The sequence below is a fragment of the Atribacter laminatus genome (assembly GCF_015775515.1).
In the GTDB taxonomy this organism is placed as follows: domain Bacteria; phylum Atribacterota; class Atribacteria; order Atribacterales; family Atribacteraceae; genus Atribacter; species Atribacter laminatus.
On sequence record NZ_CP065383.1, the window covers coordinates 285076 to 306380 of the forward strand.

Sequence of the window (21305 nt, forward strand, 5' to 3'; positions counted from 1 at the left end):
TATAATCATTTCATAATAACTCTCGATATTTTTCAAAAACTTCATTCATTTTGTCCATGGTTTCCAAATAATATGGGATAAATTTTTCATAGGTTTTTGATAATTTTTCATCAGGATAATGAACTTTTTTCTTTTCAACCGAATTGAGAGAAGCTTTTTGCAAATCTTGAAATACACCGACTGCATGACCAGCGATTAAGGCTGAACCCCATACTGCATATTCTTGACGGTTTAATTCAACATAGGGTACTTTTAAAATGCTGGCTTTAATCCTATTCCAAAGAGGAGACTTTGCCCCTCCCCCAACCACCCGAACTTCTTTAAAAGTTAGGGTGGGCATCAATTCTCGAATGACCTTTAAGTAAAAAGCATATTCAAAAGCTATGCCCTCCAATATCGCTCGGTATAGATTTTCACGCCGGTGATCCCAGCTAAAACCAGCAAAAATTCCTCGTAACCATGGTTGGGTGGGAAAATTTCTTCCTCGTAAGTGGGGAATAAATATAACTCCCGAAGGTTTTGGCGCATTTTTTTCTATCTCCTGGGCCATTAATTGAAAAGCATCACGGGAATCAGCCCATTCCCGAAAGAGCTCTTTTTTTGCCCATTCTAAATCCATTCCCCCACCGTTAATATAAGCCATAGCATAATAAAAATTTTTTAAAACGGATTGGGCCAACATGAGGGCTTTGTATTTTACATCAGGATTGTATTCATCGACAAACAAACTAAAGCAAGATGCAGTCCCAGCAACATCAAAAGCAATTCCTGGTTCAGATACTCCAGCCCCTAAGGCATTAGCAGCTTGATCACCACAACCAGCTATCAGAGGAATCCCAGCTAATAACCCCATTTCTTTTGCCCATGGTTGTTGCAACTGACCAATTTGCAGACAAGGATCAACTATTCGAGGGAATTTATCCTCTTCAACATCAAATATCTGAAGGATTTCCTTATCCCAACGAAGATTCCGCAGGTCTCCAAAACAGGTAAAGTGTAGATTGGTATAATCTAAATAAGTTTCTTCACCAGATAACCCAGCTAACTTTTGAGCTATCCAACTGGAAGGAACGGTGAATTTTTTAATCTTTCGATAAATTTCTGGTCTTTCATGCTTCCACCATAAAATTTTTGGACCGTGATTGATGCTTGGTCCCATGCCACTCTGACGAATAACTAATTGTTCTGCTTTCTTTTTCATCTTTTCAGCATAATCTGCCGAACGAAAATCTAACCATGAATCATAGGGGGTCGCTGCTTCACCTCGATCATCGACTCCCATAATTCCTGCCATTTGACCATCGAGTGCTATTGCTGCAACCTGGTTCGGAGAAATACCACTCTTTTCCATAACTTTCTTGACCGATTGTATAACCGATTGAAACATTTCATCAGGATCCTGGGTAACACTCCGATCATCGCCATAAATTATATTGGAATCAACTTTCTCAACAACTATCAATTCACCCTTATCATTAAATAGAGCTGTTTTTGTAGCTGTTGTTCCCAAGTCACAACCAATCAAATAAGTCATTTTTTACCACTCCCCATCAAAATTTATCGGTTTTTGTTGTTTTATTGATCGGTGGGCATATTCCACCACTTGCACTGCCCGAAAACCATCTATCACCGATGGTTCAGGCTTTTCATCCTTCTGTATACATCGAATAAAGGATTTCATTTCTTCCAAATAACCTTCTTTAAAACGGTTTCTCCAAGCATCATGGGTATCACAAATAGCTTTTTTGTCCAAAGTCATTAATACCGGACCATTCCCTTCGGTGGTTCCAATTCTTATCATACCCTTGGTACCTAAGATTTCCATTCTTCCATCGTAGGCGTATCCAACCGGACAACCACCATCAATTGATCCTAATGGACCATCCTGAAAAGGAATAGTCACAATGTAATGGTCATAAAAATCGGGAAATTTCTCGCTGGCTTGGGGTGATTTAAAATTTTTAGCTTCCATGTAAATTCTTTCCGGTTTTTTTCCGGTAAACCATAAAACCGAATCAATATCGTGAGCAGAAACTTCGGCCAACATTCCACCGCTCTTTGATCGATCCCAAATCCAGGCCGGAGGAAGCCCTGGTCCTCGACCGGTCGATTTGATCACCACCAAATCTCCAATAATTCCATCTTGAACCATTTGATAGGCTTTTCGTATGGCTGGATCGTATCGCCTCATAAAACCGATTTGAAATTTTATTCCGGTCTGATCAACGATCTCTTTAATTTTTTTGGCTTCTTCAGGGGTTTGTGCTAAGGGTTTCTCGGAAAAAACATGCTTTCCTGCTCGAGCGGCTTTTTCAATGATCTCTCTATGGGTAAAAGTCAATGACCCAATACAGACTGCATCGACATCTTCTTTTTTTAAAATATCATCGAGGCTGGTTGAGTATTTTTTTACACCTGCTTCTTCTGCTGATTGTCTTGCCCGACTTTCATCAATATCAACTATTGCTACCAATTCAGCTTCTGGAATATAACCCGTTAAATTCCGGCCGTGAACCATTCCTGCTCTTCCGGCTCCAACTAAAACAAATCTGACTTTTTCCAAGTTTTATTCCTCTCTTTCTTCAATGATTTTTTGATTACCTTTCTAGTCTTTAAATATAGTGAAAAGTAAGTTATGAATTATGAATAGAAAAAATTCATCATCACAATTTTCTCCCATTTCTCTTTTTTCCTCTCCCCCTGGTGGGAGAGGATGAAGGTGAGGGAGATGCTTGGATATCACCCACAAACATATTTTTAAATACCTAATCCTAGATCTAAATCCTGTCTTTCGCCCTCATCCTAACCTTCTCCCATCGAGGGAGAAGGAATATTAGAGGTCATCCTAAGGCTTCGGTTTTCGAAGCTGTAAGGATCTTATCTTTTCATTTTTTTTTACTATTACTTCTCCCTTTGGATAAAGGGAGAGATTGATTTCTGAATAAGTATTTTCATTGTCTTCTCATGCCACCAAAGTGGAATGAGGTTCTATCCTATAACCTATCTAGGGGCTTGATTAATCAAGCCCTTTCAATAGATTTCGTAGGGGTGCAATTTATTGCACCCGTTTAATGTAGCGACATGCCATGGCATGTCGGAATCTTAGGCCTTCATCCTCAACCGGTGTTTCGCAACGGTAGTGATGTCTATCCTGCTATATCTTTCCCTTTATAATGAGAAATTATTTAGAAAATACTTCGACTTTGATTTTTCCTTTATCACCCCGAAAACGAGATTGAAAATAATCCATAATGGAATTTTCTGGGGTAAAAGTAATGTTTTTCATGAAAATAACTGGAGCTCCTTCGGGAATTTCCAGGATTTTAGAATCGAGGTCATCGGCAACTGTTGCTTCCAAGGTTATTTCGGCTCGATATGCCCGAAGATGGTACTTTTCAAAGAGAGTTCGATAGAGAGACTTATCGGTAAGGTCTTCATGAATGAGATCGGGACAAAGCGAAAAGGGAATAAAATTTGAAACTTTGACAATCGGCTCTCCTTCAACATAACGCATTCGTTCAATACAAATAATAGGATCATTTTCAGCAATGGTTAAAATTTTTCCAATATTGGGAAGGTCATTTCTCACTTCAATGTTTAGAACTTTAGTATGAACTTGATAGCCTTTCTCTGCCATGTCGTCATAAAAGGTTGAAAACTGCTGAATGAAACCGTAATTAAACTTGGGGCGGGAAACGAAAGTCCCTTTTCCTTTCTCGCGATTGAGAAGGCCTTCGTAAGCTAATTCTTTTATAGCTTGACGCACGGTAGGCCGGCTGATTTGATATTTCTCCGACAATTCCCGTTCTGAAGGAATAATGTCTCCTGGTTTTAAAAAACCAGTTTCAATGTCTTTACGAATCATTTCTATTAATTGATAATAGAGAGGTATTGGCGTTTTACGATTTAAGGTTGACACACAATTTTACTCCTCCAAAAGGGATGAAATAGGTTAAGTGGTTAATACCACTTAGCATGATAATATAGTACTTTCGTATAGTCAAGAATGATTACTCTTGAGTTTCTTTCCACTTGCCTTTTCTATATTTCAAAATGAAGAAAACTATGATCTATCCTGAAAATACCATCTTATAAATTCCCCCATTGAGGGGGGATAAAGGGGGGTGTGCCTTTAATCGGTCATCCTGAGCCCTCGCTTTTTGAGGGCGTGAGGATCTCATCTTTTAAGTTTTTTCTTCATAAATACTTTAAATGATGAGATTCTTACGTCGTCCGGCAAAAACACCGGACTCCTCAGAATGACTAAGTGGATGGTAGAGATTGCCACGTCGCACAAGACGCTCCTCGCAATGACCGAGCAGGAAAAAAACTCAAATCCCCCTTACCCCCTTTGCTAAAGGGGGAAACGATTCCTGGGAAGGCATTTTCATCCTCATGTGGTGCTGCATAAGCAGCATGAGGGTCTATCCTCATTATATTTCAATCATCTTGCCGCTTTCAGCCGACTTGATTTTCATGAAATAAATCTCCTTCTCTACGATTATTTATTTATCATTTTTTTTTATTTTAAGACAATACCTCAATATTTAATCCGATAACCGAAGCGATTAATTCTAAGTCATTTTTATAATGTCCGGTTAATATGCAATTGTGATGAGAATAAAGCTTATTCATCAAAAGGTGACCATCGGGGATTCGAATTAAAGCACCGTTTCGACAATCAGAACCAGGATATTGAACATACTTCTCTAAATATCCCTCTACTACGGATAAAGAAGAAAGCGAGGGACCAATTTTTGCCAGAGTAACCTCCCCTTCGGGAAATCTTGCATCAATGGCATTTGCATCTTCATGAACAATTTCAAGAACTCTTGGTTTTAATTTCCATTCATGAGAAAAAGAACGAGGAATGAACCCAAAATATCCACAATGAGCAATTAAGAGATGGTTATCGGGGTCTTGAATCTCGGGAAAAGTATCAATCTTTTCATGTTTTAAGGCAGCCATTCCCATTAAAAATGGATAGACATTACTCATCATGATTGGGACTTCTAATGTATTATAAAGTATGTACTGGGTGAGCATAGACAAAGTATCGGCTTCACAAGCCCACATGATTCCTTTTTCTTGAAACAACAAATCCCATGCCAAACAGGGAGTGGTTTTAAAATAATAAGATTCATTTAAGCAGTTCGTCCCAATCCCTTTGATCGCAGCATCTCTGTTAATTTCTTTTTTAACAGCAAGATAAAGCCTGAGGGCATTTTTAAGGGCTTGATCCGACACACCATCAATCGGTATATTTCGTTTTTCCTGAATCTTAATTACCTCTTCTTCTGATATTTTCTCAACATTTGCTGCGAGCAGTTTTAAACTTTTCCGAATGATTTCAACACCAAATTTTCGGTTGATTTGCTCAGTACATTCCTTCTCCCACCAATAAAAACGTTTAAATATACTGGCTTGCATACCCTCTCCGGGATTTTCCTGAAAAATAAGAAATTTGGTTGTTTTCATTTCTCTTTTTAGAGCTAAACATTTGAGGATTTTTTTTGACATTTCGATATTATAAGGAGCAAATACTTCAAGGCCTTTCATTTTTAAAAAACTCACCACTTCCCAGTCCCACATGGAAACTGTACCAAACTCCGAGGTTATTACCAAAATTGGGAGTTTAATATTATAAAAATCATTAATTTTCCGATAAGCTTCTCCTAATATTTGAGGAAAAACCACTGCATCAGCTTCGGGAAGTTTTGCTCCCAGTGGAATAGGATTTAACAAATCAGCCTCCTCTTCAAAGAGTGTTTTCAAATTGCTCATTTGCTGATAAAACTCTTCATCGGGATCTGATTTAAGATAAAGAGGAACTAATTTTGCTTTCAAATCTGTAACCCTCCCTTTCTTTTGAGACAAAAAATATACAATTTAATTTAATTTGTTAATTTTTAAAAAATTATTGATAAATTTTCTGTTGAAAGGTTTGGAAAAACTACTTTAGTTTCTTTTTCAATAATTTTAATTATTTTACCAATTCATGACAAAAAAGAGTATATTATGACGCTTATTGTTGAATTAGACAACATATGAAGGTGGAAAATAAATAAAAGTAAACTTTTCTATTGGTTTCGGTTAAAATTTATTAAATTGAATAAAGGTGGTGGTTGTATGAAGCTCCAAAATTTTCAAATGAAAGACAACTTAGTTATAAAGAAATTTCTCGAAATACGGAAAAAAACCAACTGGAAAAATCGCTTGAACTTATCCTGGAGCAACTGGGGATTTGGTATTGAACCTTTTGAAACCTCTTGCGCTCGTTTAGCAAAGCACAATATTCACTACATCGAATTACACGGTAACAAGTATGGACCTGATTTAGGGTATAAAGCCAAGGATATACGTCCAATTTTAGATGATTACGGAATCAAAGTCGGAGGAATCTGTGGTATGGTTTCCCCTGATTCAGAACTTTCCAGCAACAAACCCCATATTACTCAGAGATCAATTGACTACTTTCACCGACATATAGAATTTTGCGCCGAGATGGGCGGAAAATATATTCTTTTTTCACCTGGAGCAGTCGGTCGGCCTCAAAAGTACGATGATAGTGAATTTTACCGAGCGGGCGATGCTATCCGTATTCTCGCTGATGATTTTCAAAAACATGGAATTCGAGCTGCAATAGAGCCAGTTCGAGCTGCTGAGGTTAGTTTTTGTCATACCTTCAAGGAAGCGAAAGCTCTTATTGATTACATTAATCATCCTGGTGTTCAGCATATTGGAGGAGACCTTTACCATATGTTAGTTGGTGAAGATCACATCGGAACCACCATCCTTGAATATGGCAACTATCTAACCAACCTCCACACCGCTGATACCCAAAGAGGGGCACTGGGAAAAGGGTTCCTTGATGTTGATATGGTTATTATGGCTCTCTACTGTATTGGGTATAATAACGAATCTTGCTATGTTACCCCTGAGCCATTAGGACCCGGCGGAGACCCTTATCCTGCCATGTGGGGAAAACCGGATCCGAAGAGTTTAGATGAGTTAGTAGGGCAAACTGCCAATTACTTCTATGAAAGAGAAGCAATTATTTTATCGGCAACCGATGAAGAGCTATTTCGATAAAATTTTTTCTTAAAAAGAGACGGTAAAAACTTACCGTCTCTTTTTCAATTTCATTTTAAGCCGAATGAATAGCATTAAACATTGCTTCGATATTTTCTGGAGGAACATTCGCCATTATGTTGTGGATCTGCTGAAATACAAAACCGCCCCCTGGAGCAAGAATTCTTACTCTTTCTCGAACATCTTCAGCTACTTGTTCAGGAGTTCCAACCCCTAAAACATCTCGAGTGTTGCATCCCCCTCCCCAAAAAACCATATCTTGTCCAAACTCTCTTTTTAAACGTTCGGGTTCCATATCTTTACAAGTGGTTTGAACAGGGTTGATAATATCCAACCCTGCCTCGATCAAGCTCGGCAACAAAGGATAAACTCCACCACAACAATGAAGCATAACTTTTACATCAGCAAGTTTTTTGGCTTGCTTCCAAAGGCAACCGTGACGAGGTTTAAAAAATGTATCATACATCTTTTTTGACATCTGAGGACCGGTTTGCATTCCGAGGTCATCCCCAAATTGGATAATATCAATATAATCACCTACTGCGGAGAGATATTTTTCTAGATTTTTTGAATGATATTCAACCAATTGGTCTAAAAAATGGTGGGTTTTTTCCGGTTCTGATGCTAACATCATAAACCAATTATCGGCACGAAAGAGAAATTGGGGGATTTCGTGCAGATTCCCACCGTAAAGACCAACGATTGCTCGATCAGTCGATTCACGGAGTTTTTTGGCTCCTTCCCTCAACAATCGAATACCTTCAGGATCATAGCTTAATGGAGCCGGAGGACTAGATAACTTAGTCCACATCGATTTTTCAAAAGCAGCATCAAAATCCACAGACTTTAAATCATTAGCGTTTTCTAAAGGAAAATAGATTTGATCAAAATACAGTGAATCTTTCGGCTGGGTGGCAATTCGAGTCCCATCATCGGAGCAGACAAACCAATCGTCAGCTTCTTTAGCCAAATTGATGTAAGCAGGGATCTTGCAAGGAGTCCCGTCGGGAAGTTCCCACTCTTTCCAGTACTCTTTCTCCAGGCCAAAGCCACGGCCCAATTCAATAACGTCGATATGAAAGCGATCTAACACTTCTGGTTCGACAATAGCTAATTGCTGAGGAATATCGTAAACATAGATATCCCCGCTGGTAATTCCTAAATACTTTTTTAGACGCGCATAAGCTATTGCCATAATACCGCTGGATCGATGACCACTAAAATCAACTGCGACCCGATCTGGTTCCTTATGGTTGATAGCAGCGAGTACTCTTTCTCTTGAGGTCAATCCTGTCACCTCCCAATTGCAAATAATTTTTAATTTATTTCATAGTTATCTAATATCTTAACATTATTTTATATTTACTCATGTCTTTCTCTTGAATGTCATAAGAAGCTTATAATGAGCCAGAGGCAATTATTCCTGAAAAATGGGGGAGATAAAATATCTGCTCTCTTGGCGAGAGAGGATAAGTAAAATATTTCGATTTTTTATCAGATTTCTTATTCCGTACTGTGGCAACTTTAACTATTTACTGGATAATTCTTCTCGAGCGATTTCAATCCATTGCTTGATCTGTTTCAAGTCGTTTTCAAGAGTGCTGACAATTTGAAAAGCATCAGCACGGACAGTGTAATGAAGACCCTGACAGCAATCTTTAATCCTTCTCAGTTTCTCCTTCATCTCTTGAGGGGTTGCTTTTTCCACATCATCAACCGGATTGAGCACAATTTCCAGAATGATATCTTGATTGGCAACCAATGCAGCTTTTTCTAAATCGGTCCAGGGGCTAACGTGAACCATCTTTAAGAAAGGAATCTCCATAATATCCTTTAAAACTGGGTCAATCCGACCGCAACTATGCCAATAATCAATTCCTCCGTGAAATAGGCTTATTTCTTTTTCATAAGGGAGTATAAATTCGCGGTAGGCCTTGGGAGAGATAATTGGAACATTGACATCATCATTGGCAATATATAAGGACTGAAGAGAGGTTCCTAAAAACTTAGCCCTTTCTAATGACCAAGACTTCTTCACCCGAAGCAGAAATTTCATTAATTCATGAACAAAAACCGGGTTATCAATAAAATCTATGGAAAGATTTTCTAAACCTCTTAAGTGGGTAGCGATACCAAAAGGTCCAAAATCCCATTCGGGAAAAATAACCTTAAAACCATCGCCTACCTGTTCCTTTATACGGGCATAAAAGTTATGGGCTAGCTTTGCTGGGGCATAATTATAAAAATCTGGAATGGGTATTTTATCGAGGTCAGCCTTATCCTTAATAATAGATGTTTTCCCAACCCAGGGCTCATGTCCAGATTGAGCTGGTTCCTGTTGAATACCAAGGAGGCTTTCGCAAAATCCAACACCAAACCACATGGTTATGGCATCGGTTAAAGGATTATCATCAAAAAAATTTTGATAGGCATAAACCTTTTTCCTCAATTCAAACTCTAGGTAAGCATCGGGATCAGTATAAACCTCGTTTAAGTCCATCTGGAAAATCGATGCCCACATTTCACGATCAAGATCAGCAATAAAAGGAACGTTATTCAAATCTTTTTTGGGAAGGTGCCGAACAAATATCCCCGGTAAACCTGCAAAAGAGACCCAATTACTTTGGCGAAGCTGATTATCAATGCTCTCACATTGATTTTTAACAACTTCAATAAGAAATTGAATATGTTTACTACGGGATTCATTTCGATTTATCATAAAAATCTCCTTAACATTATTTAATGGCTCCTAATGTTAATCCACGAACCAAATACTTTTGTACGATCATCGCTAATACTAAAATCGGAAGCGATGCCATGACCGCTGCAGCTGACATATTTTCCCATTCAATTCCCATAAATCCAATATATCCAGATATGGCAACTGGCAGAGTTTGAGCAACCTTTCTGGTTAGAATAAGAGCAAAAAAGAACTCATTCCAGGAAAATAAAAAAGAAAGAATAGTTGATGCTACAATTCCTGGAGCAGCCAAAGGGAAAGCAATGCGAACAAAAGCACCTAAATCGGTTGTCCCATCTACCAAAGCTGCTTCCTCTAACTCTTGAGGAACTTCATTAAAAAATCCTCTCATCAACCAAATTACAAAAGAAAGATTAAAGGTGAGATAAACAATGATTAAAGTGATGTGGGAATCGAGCATTTTTAAATCACGGAAAAGCAAGAAAAAAGGAATAATTACAGCAATTGGGGGAGCAAATCGAGTACTGAGTATCCAAAATAATAGGTCTCCCTTCCGTCGAAAATTATAGCGAGACAAGGCATAAGCGGCTGGGGTTCCTAATATTACCGATAAAAAAACCGTGACAATACTGATAATAAAACTATTTAAAAAATTCCGAGGAAAGGCACTTTCAAAAAGGACTTTTCCATAATTACTCAGCAATGGTTTAAAAAACCAAACCGGCGGGATGCTGATGGCTTGAATTCGAGTTTTGAGAGACATGGTAACGATCCAATAAACTGGAAAAAGGAAAAAAACCAGGAGAATCCCGATGAGGATATATAAAATCCACTTGTTTTTTTTCATCTTCATGCCATCTCCTTTTCGGGAATAATCTTGGTATAAAAGAGGCAAAAAATATTTACTAAAATTATCATGATTATCGAAAAAGCCGATCCTTTCCCAATGTTAAAGAAATTAAACGAGATGAGGTATGAATAGATACTGGCGGTTTCAGTTGCGATACCCGGCCCTCCGTTGGTCATGATATATATGGTATCAAACCATTTAAAGGCATCAATGGTACGAAGTAAAACTGCAACTAAAATAACTGGTTTTAAAAGCGGAAGGGTAATCCTAGTTAAAACTTGCCAGGCATTAGCCCCATCGATTTTCCCTGCTTCATATGGTTCGGTTGGAAGGGCTCTCATTCCCGAATAAAGAACCAGGAAAATCAAAGGGGTCCATTCCCATACATCGGTTAAAATAACCGAAAATAATGCCAATCTTCCAGTTCCCAACCAAGCAAGCGGGGTTATGCCGAGGAGTCGAACAAAGTAATTAATGATTCCCAAAGTGTGATCATACATCAAACGCCAGGTTAGTCCCACAACTACCGGAGTCATGACCATGGGGATAAGAAAAAATGGAACAATCCTACTTCCTTTCTCGGTTCCATTGATCAATGAGGCCATAGAGTAGCCCAAAATCAATTGTATAATTCCCCCAAAAATCACAAAATAAACGGTTATTTTTAATGAATGCCAAAATCTTATATCTTCAAAGAGTAGTTGGTAGTTGGTTGCTCCAATATAAGGAGTTCCCTTGGCTGGATTGGTTAAATCGTAAAAACGGGTACTATTGTTAATACATACTGCAAAAGGAAATATGGCAACCATTATCAAAACCGCTAAAGCGGGAAGAAATAAAATATAAAAACTGGTTTTTTTCAATTTCATTATTGCTTCGCCCTTTCTCATTGCGGGTGGTTCAATTGATACAACCACCCGCAATATTTTGGCTTACCAAACAATAATTATTGGTAATAACCGGCTTGTTCTAACACTTTGTACATATCATCATAGGCAATTTTCATTGCATCTTCGACACTTGCTTCGCCGGTGACTGTTCTGGAAATCTGGGTTCCAATTGATTCGCAAAGTTCAGGGTATTCAGCAATATGTGGCATATAGTCGGGGTTAGCGAGCTTTAAAGCTTCAAGAATGACCGGTACACCTGGATAAGTATTGGAAAATTCTTCACTTGCCATAGCTGAAACGCTGGTTATACCGGTATTTCCGCCTTCAATCATCGTTCTCATCTGTATGTCTTTACTGGTCATCCACTGTAAGAATAACCATGCTGCATCAATATTCTTTGAGTCGGCATTGATTCCCATACCAGCAGTGAATAAGTGTGAAGCATAGCGCTCAGTGACTGGGCCGTGTGGTCCCGCTGGAGCCAGAGCATAACCAATTTTCCCAACAATTTGTGACAAATTCGGATCTTCAATACGACCTATAAAATCAGATGCGTCGAAAATAATCCCAGTATTGCCAGTTACAAAAGTATTCTGCACTTCGAGCCAGCTATAACGCGAGACATCGGGAGGGCCGTAATTCTTCAGGATATCGCTGAACCACTTTGCGCCTTGGATAAATTCCGGGCTGGTCACTCCTGGTTTCATATTTTCATCGAGCCACTCTCCACCATGAACCCAAGTCCAGGATGTAGAAATGATCGGGTTATCCTCTCCCTTAATTGCTCTCATGGCCATACCGAATTTATTATTGGCTTTATCAGTTAATTTTTCTGCCGCAACCATCAATTCATCGGTATTCACCGGAACCGTGATCCCCTTTTCTTCGAACAAGTCTTTTCGGTACATTAATATTCCAACATGGCCATAATAGGGAAGGCCCCACAGTTTCCCGTCATAACGAAGGGCATCGAGGTAAATGGGAGCAAAATCTTCACAAAAATATTCGGATTTCTTATTAGCCAGAAGATCATCCAGTGCAGCGACATATCCAGCTCGAGCATAGCGAGCAGTTTGCCAACCGTCAAGCAAGAAAATATCATAGGCACCGGTTTTTGCTGCCAGGTCGGCAATAACTTTCTCCCGAAGAACCGGCTCAGCAAATACATTCCAATCAACTTTCATTCCGGTTGCTTTTTCAAATTCCGGGATAAGTTTTTCAATAGCACGAGCCGTTGCTGTATCCCAAGTAATAATGGTGACAGTGGTGCCTGCATAAGGTTGATCTTGAGCGAGAACCATACCTGACAAACCTATAATGGTGAGTATAGCCACTACGAACCAAACGATTCCTTGATAACCTTTTCCCATGGTATTACCTCCTTAATTAATTAACACAAAATCATTCACACCCTCATAATTGCACAGGGTTCTAATGAAAAACCAACCACCCCCTTTTAGCTTTTATAAACCCGGCTGAAAACCTCCGAGCATTTTTTAAAATTTTGTATTTTGACTTTCAATCATTGGTAAAAAAAACAGCAATTAAACGCTTATAACTGGGTTTCAACTAAATTTCTATTTTGATATTTTTCCATTCTAAATATTGGTCAAGTCCATAATGGCCAAGTTCTAAACCGATTCCACTTTCTTTCCATCCCGGATAAGGTGCATACAAACTGTCCGGACTAATATTATTTATAGCTACATTCCCCCATTCCAGATTTTCTGCGACCCATCCAGCCTTCTTGATATTGCTGGTATAGACATAGGCAACTAAACCATATCGAGTGTTATTGGCTTTGATAACCGCTTCCTCAGCACTAGAAAAAGTGTCTATAGCCACGATTGGCCCGAAGGGCTCATCCATCATAATTTTCATTGCCGGCGTAACGTTGGTTATGACTGTTGGCTCAAAGTAAAACCCTTTGCTGAATTTTGGATCCTCCGGTCTCTTCCCTCCACATTCAATTCGACCGCCATGAGTTTTCGCATCTTGAATGAATTCTTCCATCTTTTTCACACCAGATTGATTGACCATTGGTCCACAGTCAGGAGCTGGATTCTCAAAGGGATCACCAATACGTATTTTTTTAGCCCCTTCAACAAAATTCTTCACAAATTGGTCATAAACACTCTTTTCAACAAAAATTCGATTGACTGAATTACAGATTTGACCAGTATTTCGGAATGATCTTTTTATGCCATCTTTTATAGCTCGATCCAGATCAGCATCGGCAAAAACGATAAAGGGGGAATGCCCACCCAATTCCAACATCAGTCTTTTAACGGTATGGGCAGAAGCTTTAATAAATTCTTTTCCAGTTTCAGTCGAACCAGTAAGAGCTACCAGTTTCACCAATGGATTAGAAAATATTTCATTACTGATCAAGGCATTTTCACCACTTACTACGTTTAAAATTCCGGCCGGTAACCCGGCTTCATTACAAACTCGCACAAATTCTATGGTGGAAAGGGGGGTTTCTCGAGATGGTTTGACGATAACCGTACAACCGGCAGCTAAAGCTGGAGCAACCTTCCAAGAAATAAGACTAACCGGGTAATTCCAAGCAGCAACCGCAAACACGACTCCTATTGGTTGCCGTAGGGCAATGCTTCTCAAATTCATAGCATTCGGGGGTGGAACTTCGCCTAAAATATTTACTCCCAAACAAGCATAATATTCCAAACAATCGGCTGCTCCAATAATCTCTTTCTCGGCATCTTTAATCGCCTTTCCTTGTTCTTTGGCTAAGAGTGTACCGATCTCGGCAGCTTTTTCCCTTACTTTTGCTGCTGCTTTAAAAAGTGACCGACTCCTTTCAATGGCAAGCTTTTTTGACCAGGTCTTAAAGGCAGAATGAGCAGCATCAATGGTATTTTTCATCTGATTGAGCGTCACTTTAGACACTGACGCAATTACTTCACCATTGGACGGATTGGTAACCTCAAAAGAACCTTCTCCTTCTTCCCATTTTCCATTTATTAAAGAATGATAATATTGCACTTTTAGTTCTCCTTTCCAAAATGAAAATAAGCCTGTTGGAAAATATCATGGAACAAGCGAAAATTTTTATACTGCTTTTGATATTCATAAAAATGCGATTCATCGGGAACATAGACCTGTTTTATTTTTAACCACTCCTCGGCTATCTCATCAACCGGATTCTGACTTATGGCAGAAAAAGCTAATAAGGCGGCTCCGATGATTCCACCTTCGGATTCAGCTAGAGTAAAAACTTTTTTTTGATAGATATCGGCTTTGAGTTGGCACCATAGAGAACTCCGGGCTCCTCCCCCTATCACTGACATCTCTTCTATCGTCCCCGAATACCGCTTTTCAATCTCATCCAAGCTCATTTTTAAGTCAAAGCAAACTCCCTCCATCACTGCTCGGGCAAAATGCTTTCGCTGATGGTGAGGACGCAGACCAAAAAAACTTCCCCGAGCCGAGGAAGAACCTAATAACCTCTCTCCCATTAAATAAGGAAAAAACAACAAGCCATCGGCACCAGCTGGAACATCACCTGCTTCTTCATCAATCTGAGTGTAAGATAGATTTCTACCATCTTCCTGATGATAAAAAGCCTCTCGAAGCCACTTTAAGCTTCCACCACCACTGTCTAAAATTCCAAAACTAATCCACCCATCAACAGCATGATGGAGATTCATTAAATGCTCGGTTAAAAGAGGCTTGGGGCTCAATACTGAAACATCTGCAGCTGTACCGGTTACATCACAAGAATGTCCTTCTCGAACCATTCCTCCTCCTAAAAGGAGACACAACATATCACCAGCTCCACAAATCACTGGAATAACAGGTTGGCAGCCGATTTGAGCAGCGATATCCGGAAGTAATTTTCCAATTATCGCGTTTGAAGGTAAAATTTCCGGTAGTTTTAATTTATTAATCCCAAACAACTTAATCAGTTCATTATCCCATTGTTTGGTTTTCCAGGAAAAAAGGAAACTACCGGATGCTTCAGAAAAATCGGTATATTTTTCACCAGTAAAACGGTAGTTAAGGTAGTCTTTCGCTGTAAGGAAAATTTCAGTTTGTTGATAGATCTGAGGAAGGTTATCTTTAATCCACTTCATTTTTGGCCCAGTCCAACTTGGTATGATGAGATTAGCGGTTAATTGGATCTGTTCTTGGGGCAAAATCTCTTTTTGGTAATGTTGACATATATCGGCAGAACGCTTATCACACCAGATAGGGACTTTATCCATCAATAGGTTCCCATGAGAATCAATTGGAACCACTGCATGCATTTGAGCACTGACCCCGATCGCTATAACTTCAATCCCAGGATGCTCAACCATGAGTTGTTTAAGGCACGCTATGGTTAATTCCCACCATTCATCGGGTTTTTGCTCGGCCCAACCAGGATGAGGTGAAAAAAAATCGGTAGACCGGGATTGAATACCAACAATCGCACCCGAACTCTCAACCAGAGCAGCCCTTACGCTCTCGGTACCGATATCTACAACCAGGAAACATTCTGGCATGGTGATATCAACCTTCCTTTTTGACGGTTATCCATACGTAAGAAAGAGGAAGATGATATGGGTTCTCAGTTCGATGAAATTTAGCAAAAGGGATATATACTACATCACCGGCTTCTGCTTCAAATTTTTCTCCTTCTATCTCCATTATTCCTTTTCCGGAGGTTATAAAATAGACCTCTTCCAACGGAGCATGTATATGACCACGAGTAAAGCATTGGGGATATATAGTCGTATATCCTACTTTAATTCGCCCTGATTCTGATTCGTTTTCTCTCAGAAGCATGAGGGTATCGCGAACCACATTACTATCAACTTTGCTTAGAATATCAGAAAACGTGTTATTACCCGTTTCCGCTTCAGCTTCCAGTAAATTTCTTTTTTTCAATATTTCTTTCAAAGAAATAACCTCCCTGTTTAATTTGCCATTTATTTTTAATCAATTAACATACAATTTTTCAATCTAAAAAACCATCACTCAGTCTTTAAATGATTTTCAAGAAAAACAAAGCTTTTTTTAGATTATTATTTTAACGAATTGATCTTTTAAAAAAGAATACGAGAATGACTCCCTATTTATCCTATCAGAAAATTTTAAAAATGAAACATCCTCACTTCCAAGTTGCTATCATTTTTGAAGGTTTTTGGAAACAAAGTTAAACCTAAAGAAGATTTATAAACAGATATAAACGATGCGGTAAGTTAATTTCTAACTTATTAAGAACGAATGAAATGACAATGAAATTTTATTTCAATTGTAAAATTCTGAATCTATGTATTAAAATTGAGGTGGTCTTCCTTTCAGAAAAACTCGGTATTGATATTTATCAGCTCGAATAACAGAAATAACCACTTCAAATGGTGTACCGTCTTCTAAGTAAGTAACCCTCAAAGCATGAAAGAGTGCTGTTTTTTCCGGAACTTGAAGAATAGTAGTTTCAAGAGGGCCACTATTATAAGCTTCTATTGTTTCAACCGCCTGATTCAGTCTTAATTTAAAATCCTTTTCAAATATTTGATAAAGGCCCTCCTCATAAAGTTGATCTTTTTTATCAGCAAGGTCGGGAACAAACCGAGGTATAATGTAATTGTTCATATATGCAATGGGTATTCCATCAGCAATTCGGAGACGTTGGACAAGGTATATTTTTTCACCTTTCTTAAGATTTAAAAGCGATGCAACTTTTTGTGGTGGATTGACAAGTTCAACATTTAAGCTTCCTGTTTCAATTTTTATGTTTTTCTCTTTGAGGGTTTCAGCAAAAGAAGTAATATAGTTCATATTTTCGATGGTTTTGGTTTCCATTACTACTGTTCCTTTGCCCTGTTTGCGAACTACTAATCCCTCTCTTTCTAACAATCCTAATGCATTTCGAATGGTAGTCCTACTGGTTAGGTATTTCTTTTCTAATTCGTTTTCTGTTGGAAGAAGTTCACCAACTTGATAAACACCATTTAGAATTTCTTCCTTTAAAATGTTGCTAATTTTTAGATAAAAAGGTATTTGATTGACTGACATAGTACAAAAAACTCCTTTATTGTATAGATAATTTTAAAGATAAATCTATAAAAACCAAGAGGAGTATTTTAGTTTTTAAATTATCAATATCTAATCTATAATTATTCTACAAACATTTTTAATTAAGAATAATATTTATTTTAAATCCTATTTTTTTTAAAACTAACACATTATTAAATTTTCATTATTAATACACTACAGGAGTGTAAATATTAAAAAACTAATCTTTATAAAAAACTATTACTTGACATGAATTGTTAACTAAATTTTTAAAGATTTCAACCGAGACTGGATCAGTCTCGGTTTTTTTAAAATGAAATAACCAGCCTTTTCTACCAAAAAATACCATCATTTTTCGTTTTTGTGTCTAATTATTTATTATTTTTATTTCTCCATGTCTACAAAACTCATAAGGAGTGCTTCAGGGATACTTAATACCTTGTCCTTCTCCCAATATTTTTTAAGGGCTGCATAGGAAAGCGAGTCTGAAGTTACAACATAATCAGGTTTTAATTCCATAATGTCGGCAATTCTATTGTTTGCTAATTTTTTTAAATAATCTTCAGATAATCCAAGAGGATAAACTGCTGGAGCCAATGGTCTGGCTTCTTCCCTACTGGTTCTGAGTTCTTCAAAACGAGTAAACAAAGGCTTTACTAACATCCTAGGAGTATCGAATTTTTTTAGGTATCTTGCCATAAAAGACCCATCATGATAAACAACCAATCCCTCATTTTTAATAAAGTTTTGTATGTCAAGTGGCCTCAATTTATATTCACTATGGTGCACAATTAACAAGTTTCGAAAGAAATCGGTTTCTAAAATTACCTCTTTATTTATCTCAATATTAATCTCTTTATACCACTCGGTTAAAGCATAAAACGCTTTAGGGGATGATACTATTAATTTAGACGCAGATAGATTATTTAAATAGTCTGCGGTATTCTTAGCTATGGAAGCAGCCTCATCCAAAAAACCAATTGCTTTAATATCGTAACCAGTTTCAAGCATATCCGAAATTATCGGTTTGACATTCTTTTTGTTCATTAATTGAATTGCAGCTTTTGGAATTTCCGGACTTAATGCTAACACCTCAGCATCGACTAAATAGATAATACCTTCATTCTTGCCGCTTTTATTAATCGCTTTAACTTCTTTAAGGACATTAGATACATCACCGTATAAATTTCCAAATTCCTTAATTCGCATTTCGGCTTCTTTCACAAAATCAGACTTTATTCCTTTTCTAATTATTTCATGTCTAATTTCCTGAATAAGAGGAACTGGATCCCTTGGTTTACCCTTTATTCCATATAAGCAGAAGGTTTTGCAAAGTCCACAACTACAACATTGATAAAGTACATCTTGAACATTCTCATCCAGTTCAATTTCATTTTTTATTATACAACGAGCCAAATATACTTTCCTTCCAGGATAAACGGTAGTAGTCCTGTTTATAGTAAATGCTGGACAGCCATAGACACACTGATCATTACACATTGAACAATCTTCCATTAGATCTTTGTATTTATCCAACATTTGCTTCACCTCCTAATCCAAGAACCGGAGGATTCATTATGTTATTGGGATCAATTGCTCTCTTAATTTTTTTCATTACCTCAAAACCATTATTATGTTCGTCAGACATCCACTTGCTTTTCAGTGTACCAACTCCATGGTGATGAGATATAGAACCACCGGCCTTTACACAGGCATCTAAAGCTTTCTTAACACATTTAAGGAAGTTCTTTTCTGCATCTTCAGAATTCTTCCCCCTTATTGTGTGTATGATGCAATATAAATTACCTCCAGTATGATACATATGAGAAAAGTGAACATGTATTATTTGAGCATAAGGAGCTATAGCATTTCTCATAGCTAACCATACATCTTCTAACTTGTCCCATGAGGCAGAAACTTCTAACGATTCCGCAGCGCCATTGGGAAGATGAGTTGTACCAAGTCCGTATGAGGTATCAAGTCTGTCCTTTTCCCACTGTTTGGCTGCTTGGTCACCTTTATAAAGGCCGCCCTCGGCACGACAAATTTCGTCACTAATATTCATTTCGAGATCGACTTGGTCCTTTCTCCCTTCAAAGCCAAGGTAAAGCAAAGCATAACCTTCTTCGAACTTATAGGCATCAATTGTAAAAACCGATTCATACTCATCATAAAGTCTAACAACTGCAAGCGTTGCCTGACCCAGTGACACAATCTTCCTAACTGCTTCAAATCCATCATGGGTTGTCTTAAAAGTATAGACAGAAAATTTCCTTGCTTCTGGTTTAAGCCAAATCTTGGCAGTTACCTCAGTACATATACCATAGGAACCCTCTGAACCAAGAAACAAATAATTTAAATTAATGCCGGTTGAAGCCTTGGGGGAATCTTTAGTATATAATACTTCACCAGTTGGTAAAACAACTTCGAGGGCAATTAGTATATCATCAAATTTTCCATATTTTGTAGAAAAAGTTCCGATGGCGCTAGTAGCTACAGAGCCAGCAATTGTAGCTGAATTCATAGATTGAGGAAAATGACCCATAGTATATCCAAAACGGTTTAATTCATCCTCTAACTGACCAATGTTCCAACCAGCTCCAACCGTGACTGACATCCCCTTCTCATTGAGAATAAACTTAGTTAACTTTTTGGTATCGAGGCAGATACCACCATTAAAAAACACCGACCCCATTACCGAACCTGAACCACCACCATAGGGTATCACCACAGTTTTATTTTTATTTGCTATTTTTAGAATTTCCGATACTTGTTCAGTAGTCTCTGGCCAAACCACTAAGTCAGGAATATAGGGATACTTGCCAGCTTGAATCCATTTATATTCAACATTAAATGCACCATGGCATACCGCCAATCTATCCACTATTTTTGTAGAAACAGCATCTTGTGGCAGTATTTTTCTCATTTCTTCTATAACTAACTCATTAATATTATTTTCATATACTTTTGTATTCATATTTTTACTTTTTTTTCTCCTTTGGTTTAATGGTTTTTTTCTTTTAACCTTAATGGCTATTAATTTAAGAAATATATTTTTTCTGGTGTTATTTATTTGATCAATTTTTAATACAATTAAAATAAACGTAATAATTTAATAGAATTCTATTATTTTCTAATAGTCTCTTTTTCAATTTTTTCGTCATTTTATTGTGTAATATTTAATTTATAAATATTTTTGGCTCTTTATTATAAATCTATTATTACATCCTCCTCTAAATTCCTTATTTCACAATCGTCTTGTGACGTACCTTCTTTAAAAACAATTAAAGTTTTACATTCCGGTTTTGCAATTGGGAATGGTCCCCAATGCCACGTTCCTTGATTTAAAACAACTGCTTGCCCACTATTAAAATAGAAGGCTTTAATATCTTTTATTGAATCCCTTTGGTCATTTTGTTTTGCAAAAAAAACAACCGAGTCATTTTCTAATTGAACAAGAATTTCAACGGTTTCCTTGTGTCTTTCTAAATTTTTCAATACCATTTCTCTTTTTCGACCGAATAATATGCCAACAGTCATCTCTCCATCGACCATTAATTTATAAACATCACTTATATATTTAAAATGTTCGTTATTTAATATTGGATCCTTTTTGCTCTCGCTTAATAAGTATCCATAACCTTTTATGCTCTCTTCTGTTAGAATAACTGGCTTCACGGTTTCTCCTCCTTAATCAATTTTTATAACTTTAATCATTTTCAATTTTAGTAATAGCGGTGAGTTCACC

General features: G+C 37.6%; 17 protein-coding genes. 1 reads left to right on the top strand and 16 read right to left on the bottom strand.

The window, feature by feature from the left end; all coding sequences use genetic code 11:
• Positions 1–10: 10 nt before the first annotated feature.
• The 4 genes from RT761_RS01395 to RT761_RS01410 form a co-directional block, all read right to left on the bottom strand.
• Complete coding sequence (locus RT761_RS01395; RefSeq protein WP_218112314.1) at positions 11–1534, bottom strand: xylulokinase; 1524 nt, start codon at positions 1532–1534, stop codon at positions 11–13.
• 3 nt (positions 1535–1537) lie between these two features.
• Positions 1538–2563 (bottom strand): Gfo/Idh/MocA family oxidoreductase, encoded by a 1026-nt coding sequence (locus RT761_RS01400; RefSeq protein ID WP_218112315.1) that lies wholly within the window; start codon positions 2561–2563, stop codon positions 1538–1540.
• 618 nt (positions 2564–3181) lie between these two features.
• Complete coding sequence (locus RT761_RS01405; protein WP_218112316.1) at positions 3182–3919, bottom strand: GntR family transcriptional regulator; 738 nt, start codon at positions 3917–3919, stop codon at positions 3182–3184.
• Between the two features lie 608 nt (positions 3920–4527).
• Positions 4528–5847: a hypothetical protein gene (locus RT761_RS01410; RefSeq protein WP_218112317.1), complete on the bottom strand. Its 1320-nt coding sequence runs from the start codon at positions 5845–5847 to the stop codon at positions 4528–4530.
• 282 nt (positions 5848–6129) lie between these two features.
• Between RT761_RS01410 and RT761_RS01415 the strand changes: the two genes are divergently transcribed.
• The gene (locus RT761_RS01415; protein ID WP_218112318.1) at positions 6130–7092 is read left to right on the top strand and encodes a sugar phosphate isomerase/epimerase family protein; all 963 of its coding nucleotides are present in this window, start codon (positions 6130–6132) and stop codon (positions 7090–7092) included.
• A 55-nt stretch (positions 7093–7147) separates the two neighbouring features.
• Here RT761_RS01415 and RT761_RS01420 read toward each other — a convergent pair whose 3' ends face one another.
• From RT761_RS01420 to RT761_RS01475, 12 genes are all read right to left on the bottom strand, one after another.
• Entirely contained in the window at positions 7148–8380 is a 1233-nt protein-coding gene (locus RT761_RS01420) for a uroporphyrinogen decarboxylase family protein (protein WP_218112319.1), read from the bottom strand.
• Between the two features lie 240 nt (positions 8381–8620).
• Positions 8621–9811, bottom strand: coding sequence for a uroporphyrinogen decarboxylase family protein (locus RT761_RS01425; protein ID WP_218112320.1), 1191 nt, complete (start codon positions 9809–9811; stop codon positions 8621–8623).
• Between the two features lie 16 nt (positions 9812–9827).
• The gene (locus tag RT761_RS01430; protein WP_218112321.1) at positions 9828–10640 is read right to left on the bottom strand and encodes a carbohydrate ABC transporter permease; all 813 of its coding nucleotides are present in this window, start codon (positions 10638–10640) and stop codon (positions 9828–9830) included.
• A gap of 2 nt (positions 10641–10642) precedes the next feature.
• Entirely contained in the window at positions 10643–11512 is an 870-nt protein-coding gene (locus tag RT761_RS01435; protein ID WP_218112322.1) for a carbohydrate ABC transporter permease, read from the bottom strand.
• 77 nt (positions 11513–11589) lie between these two features.
• Positions 11590–12903, bottom strand: coding sequence for an ABC transporter substrate-binding protein (locus tag RT761_RS01440; RefSeq protein ID WP_218112323.1), 1314 nt, complete (start codon positions 12901–12903; stop codon positions 11590–11592).
• A 199-nt stretch (positions 12904–13102) separates the two neighbouring features.
• Positions 13103–14539, bottom strand: coding sequence for an NAD-dependent succinate-semialdehyde dehydrogenase (locus tag RT761_RS01445; protein WP_218112324.1), 1437 nt, complete (start codon positions 14537–14539; stop codon positions 13103–13105).
• A 2-nt stretch (positions 14540–14541) separates the two neighbouring features.
• A complete protein-coding gene (locus tag RT761_RS01450) occupies positions 14542–16041 on the bottom strand; it encodes a xylulokinase (RefSeq protein WP_218112325.1) in 1500 nt (499 codons plus the stop codon).
• Positions 16042–16048: 7 nt separating this feature from the next.
• The gene (locus RT761_RS01455; RefSeq protein ID WP_218112326.1) at positions 16049–16438 is read right to left on the bottom strand and encodes a cupin domain-containing protein; all 390 of its coding nucleotides are present in this window, start codon (positions 16436–16438) and stop codon (positions 16049–16051) included.
• A 378-nt stretch (positions 16439–16816) separates the two neighbouring features.
• On the bottom strand, positions 16817–17557 hold the full coding sequence (locus tag RT761_RS01460) for a GntR family transcriptional regulator (protein WP_218112327.1): 741 nt from the start codon (positions 17555–17557) through the stop codon (positions 16817–16819).
• Between the two features lie 384 nt (positions 17558–17941).
• Positions 17942–19096, bottom strand: coding sequence for a 4Fe-4S dicluster domain-containing protein (locus tag RT761_RS01465; protein WP_218112328.1), 1155 nt, complete (start codon positions 19094–19096; stop codon positions 17942–17944).
• Positions 19086–20483 (bottom strand): FAD-binding oxidoreductase, encoded by a 1398-nt coding sequence (locus RT761_RS01470; protein ID WP_218112329.1) that lies wholly within the window; start codon positions 20481–20483, stop codon positions 19086–19088. Before RT761_RS01470 ends, RT761_RS01465 begins: the two co-directional genes overlap by 11 nt.
• Before the next feature lie 281 nt (positions 20484–20764).
• A complete protein-coding gene (locus RT761_RS01475) occupies positions 20765–21235 on the bottom strand; it encodes an ureidoglycolate lyase (RefSeq protein WP_218112330.1) in 471 nt (156 codons plus the stop codon).
• Positions 21236–21305 lie beyond the last annotated feature (70 nt).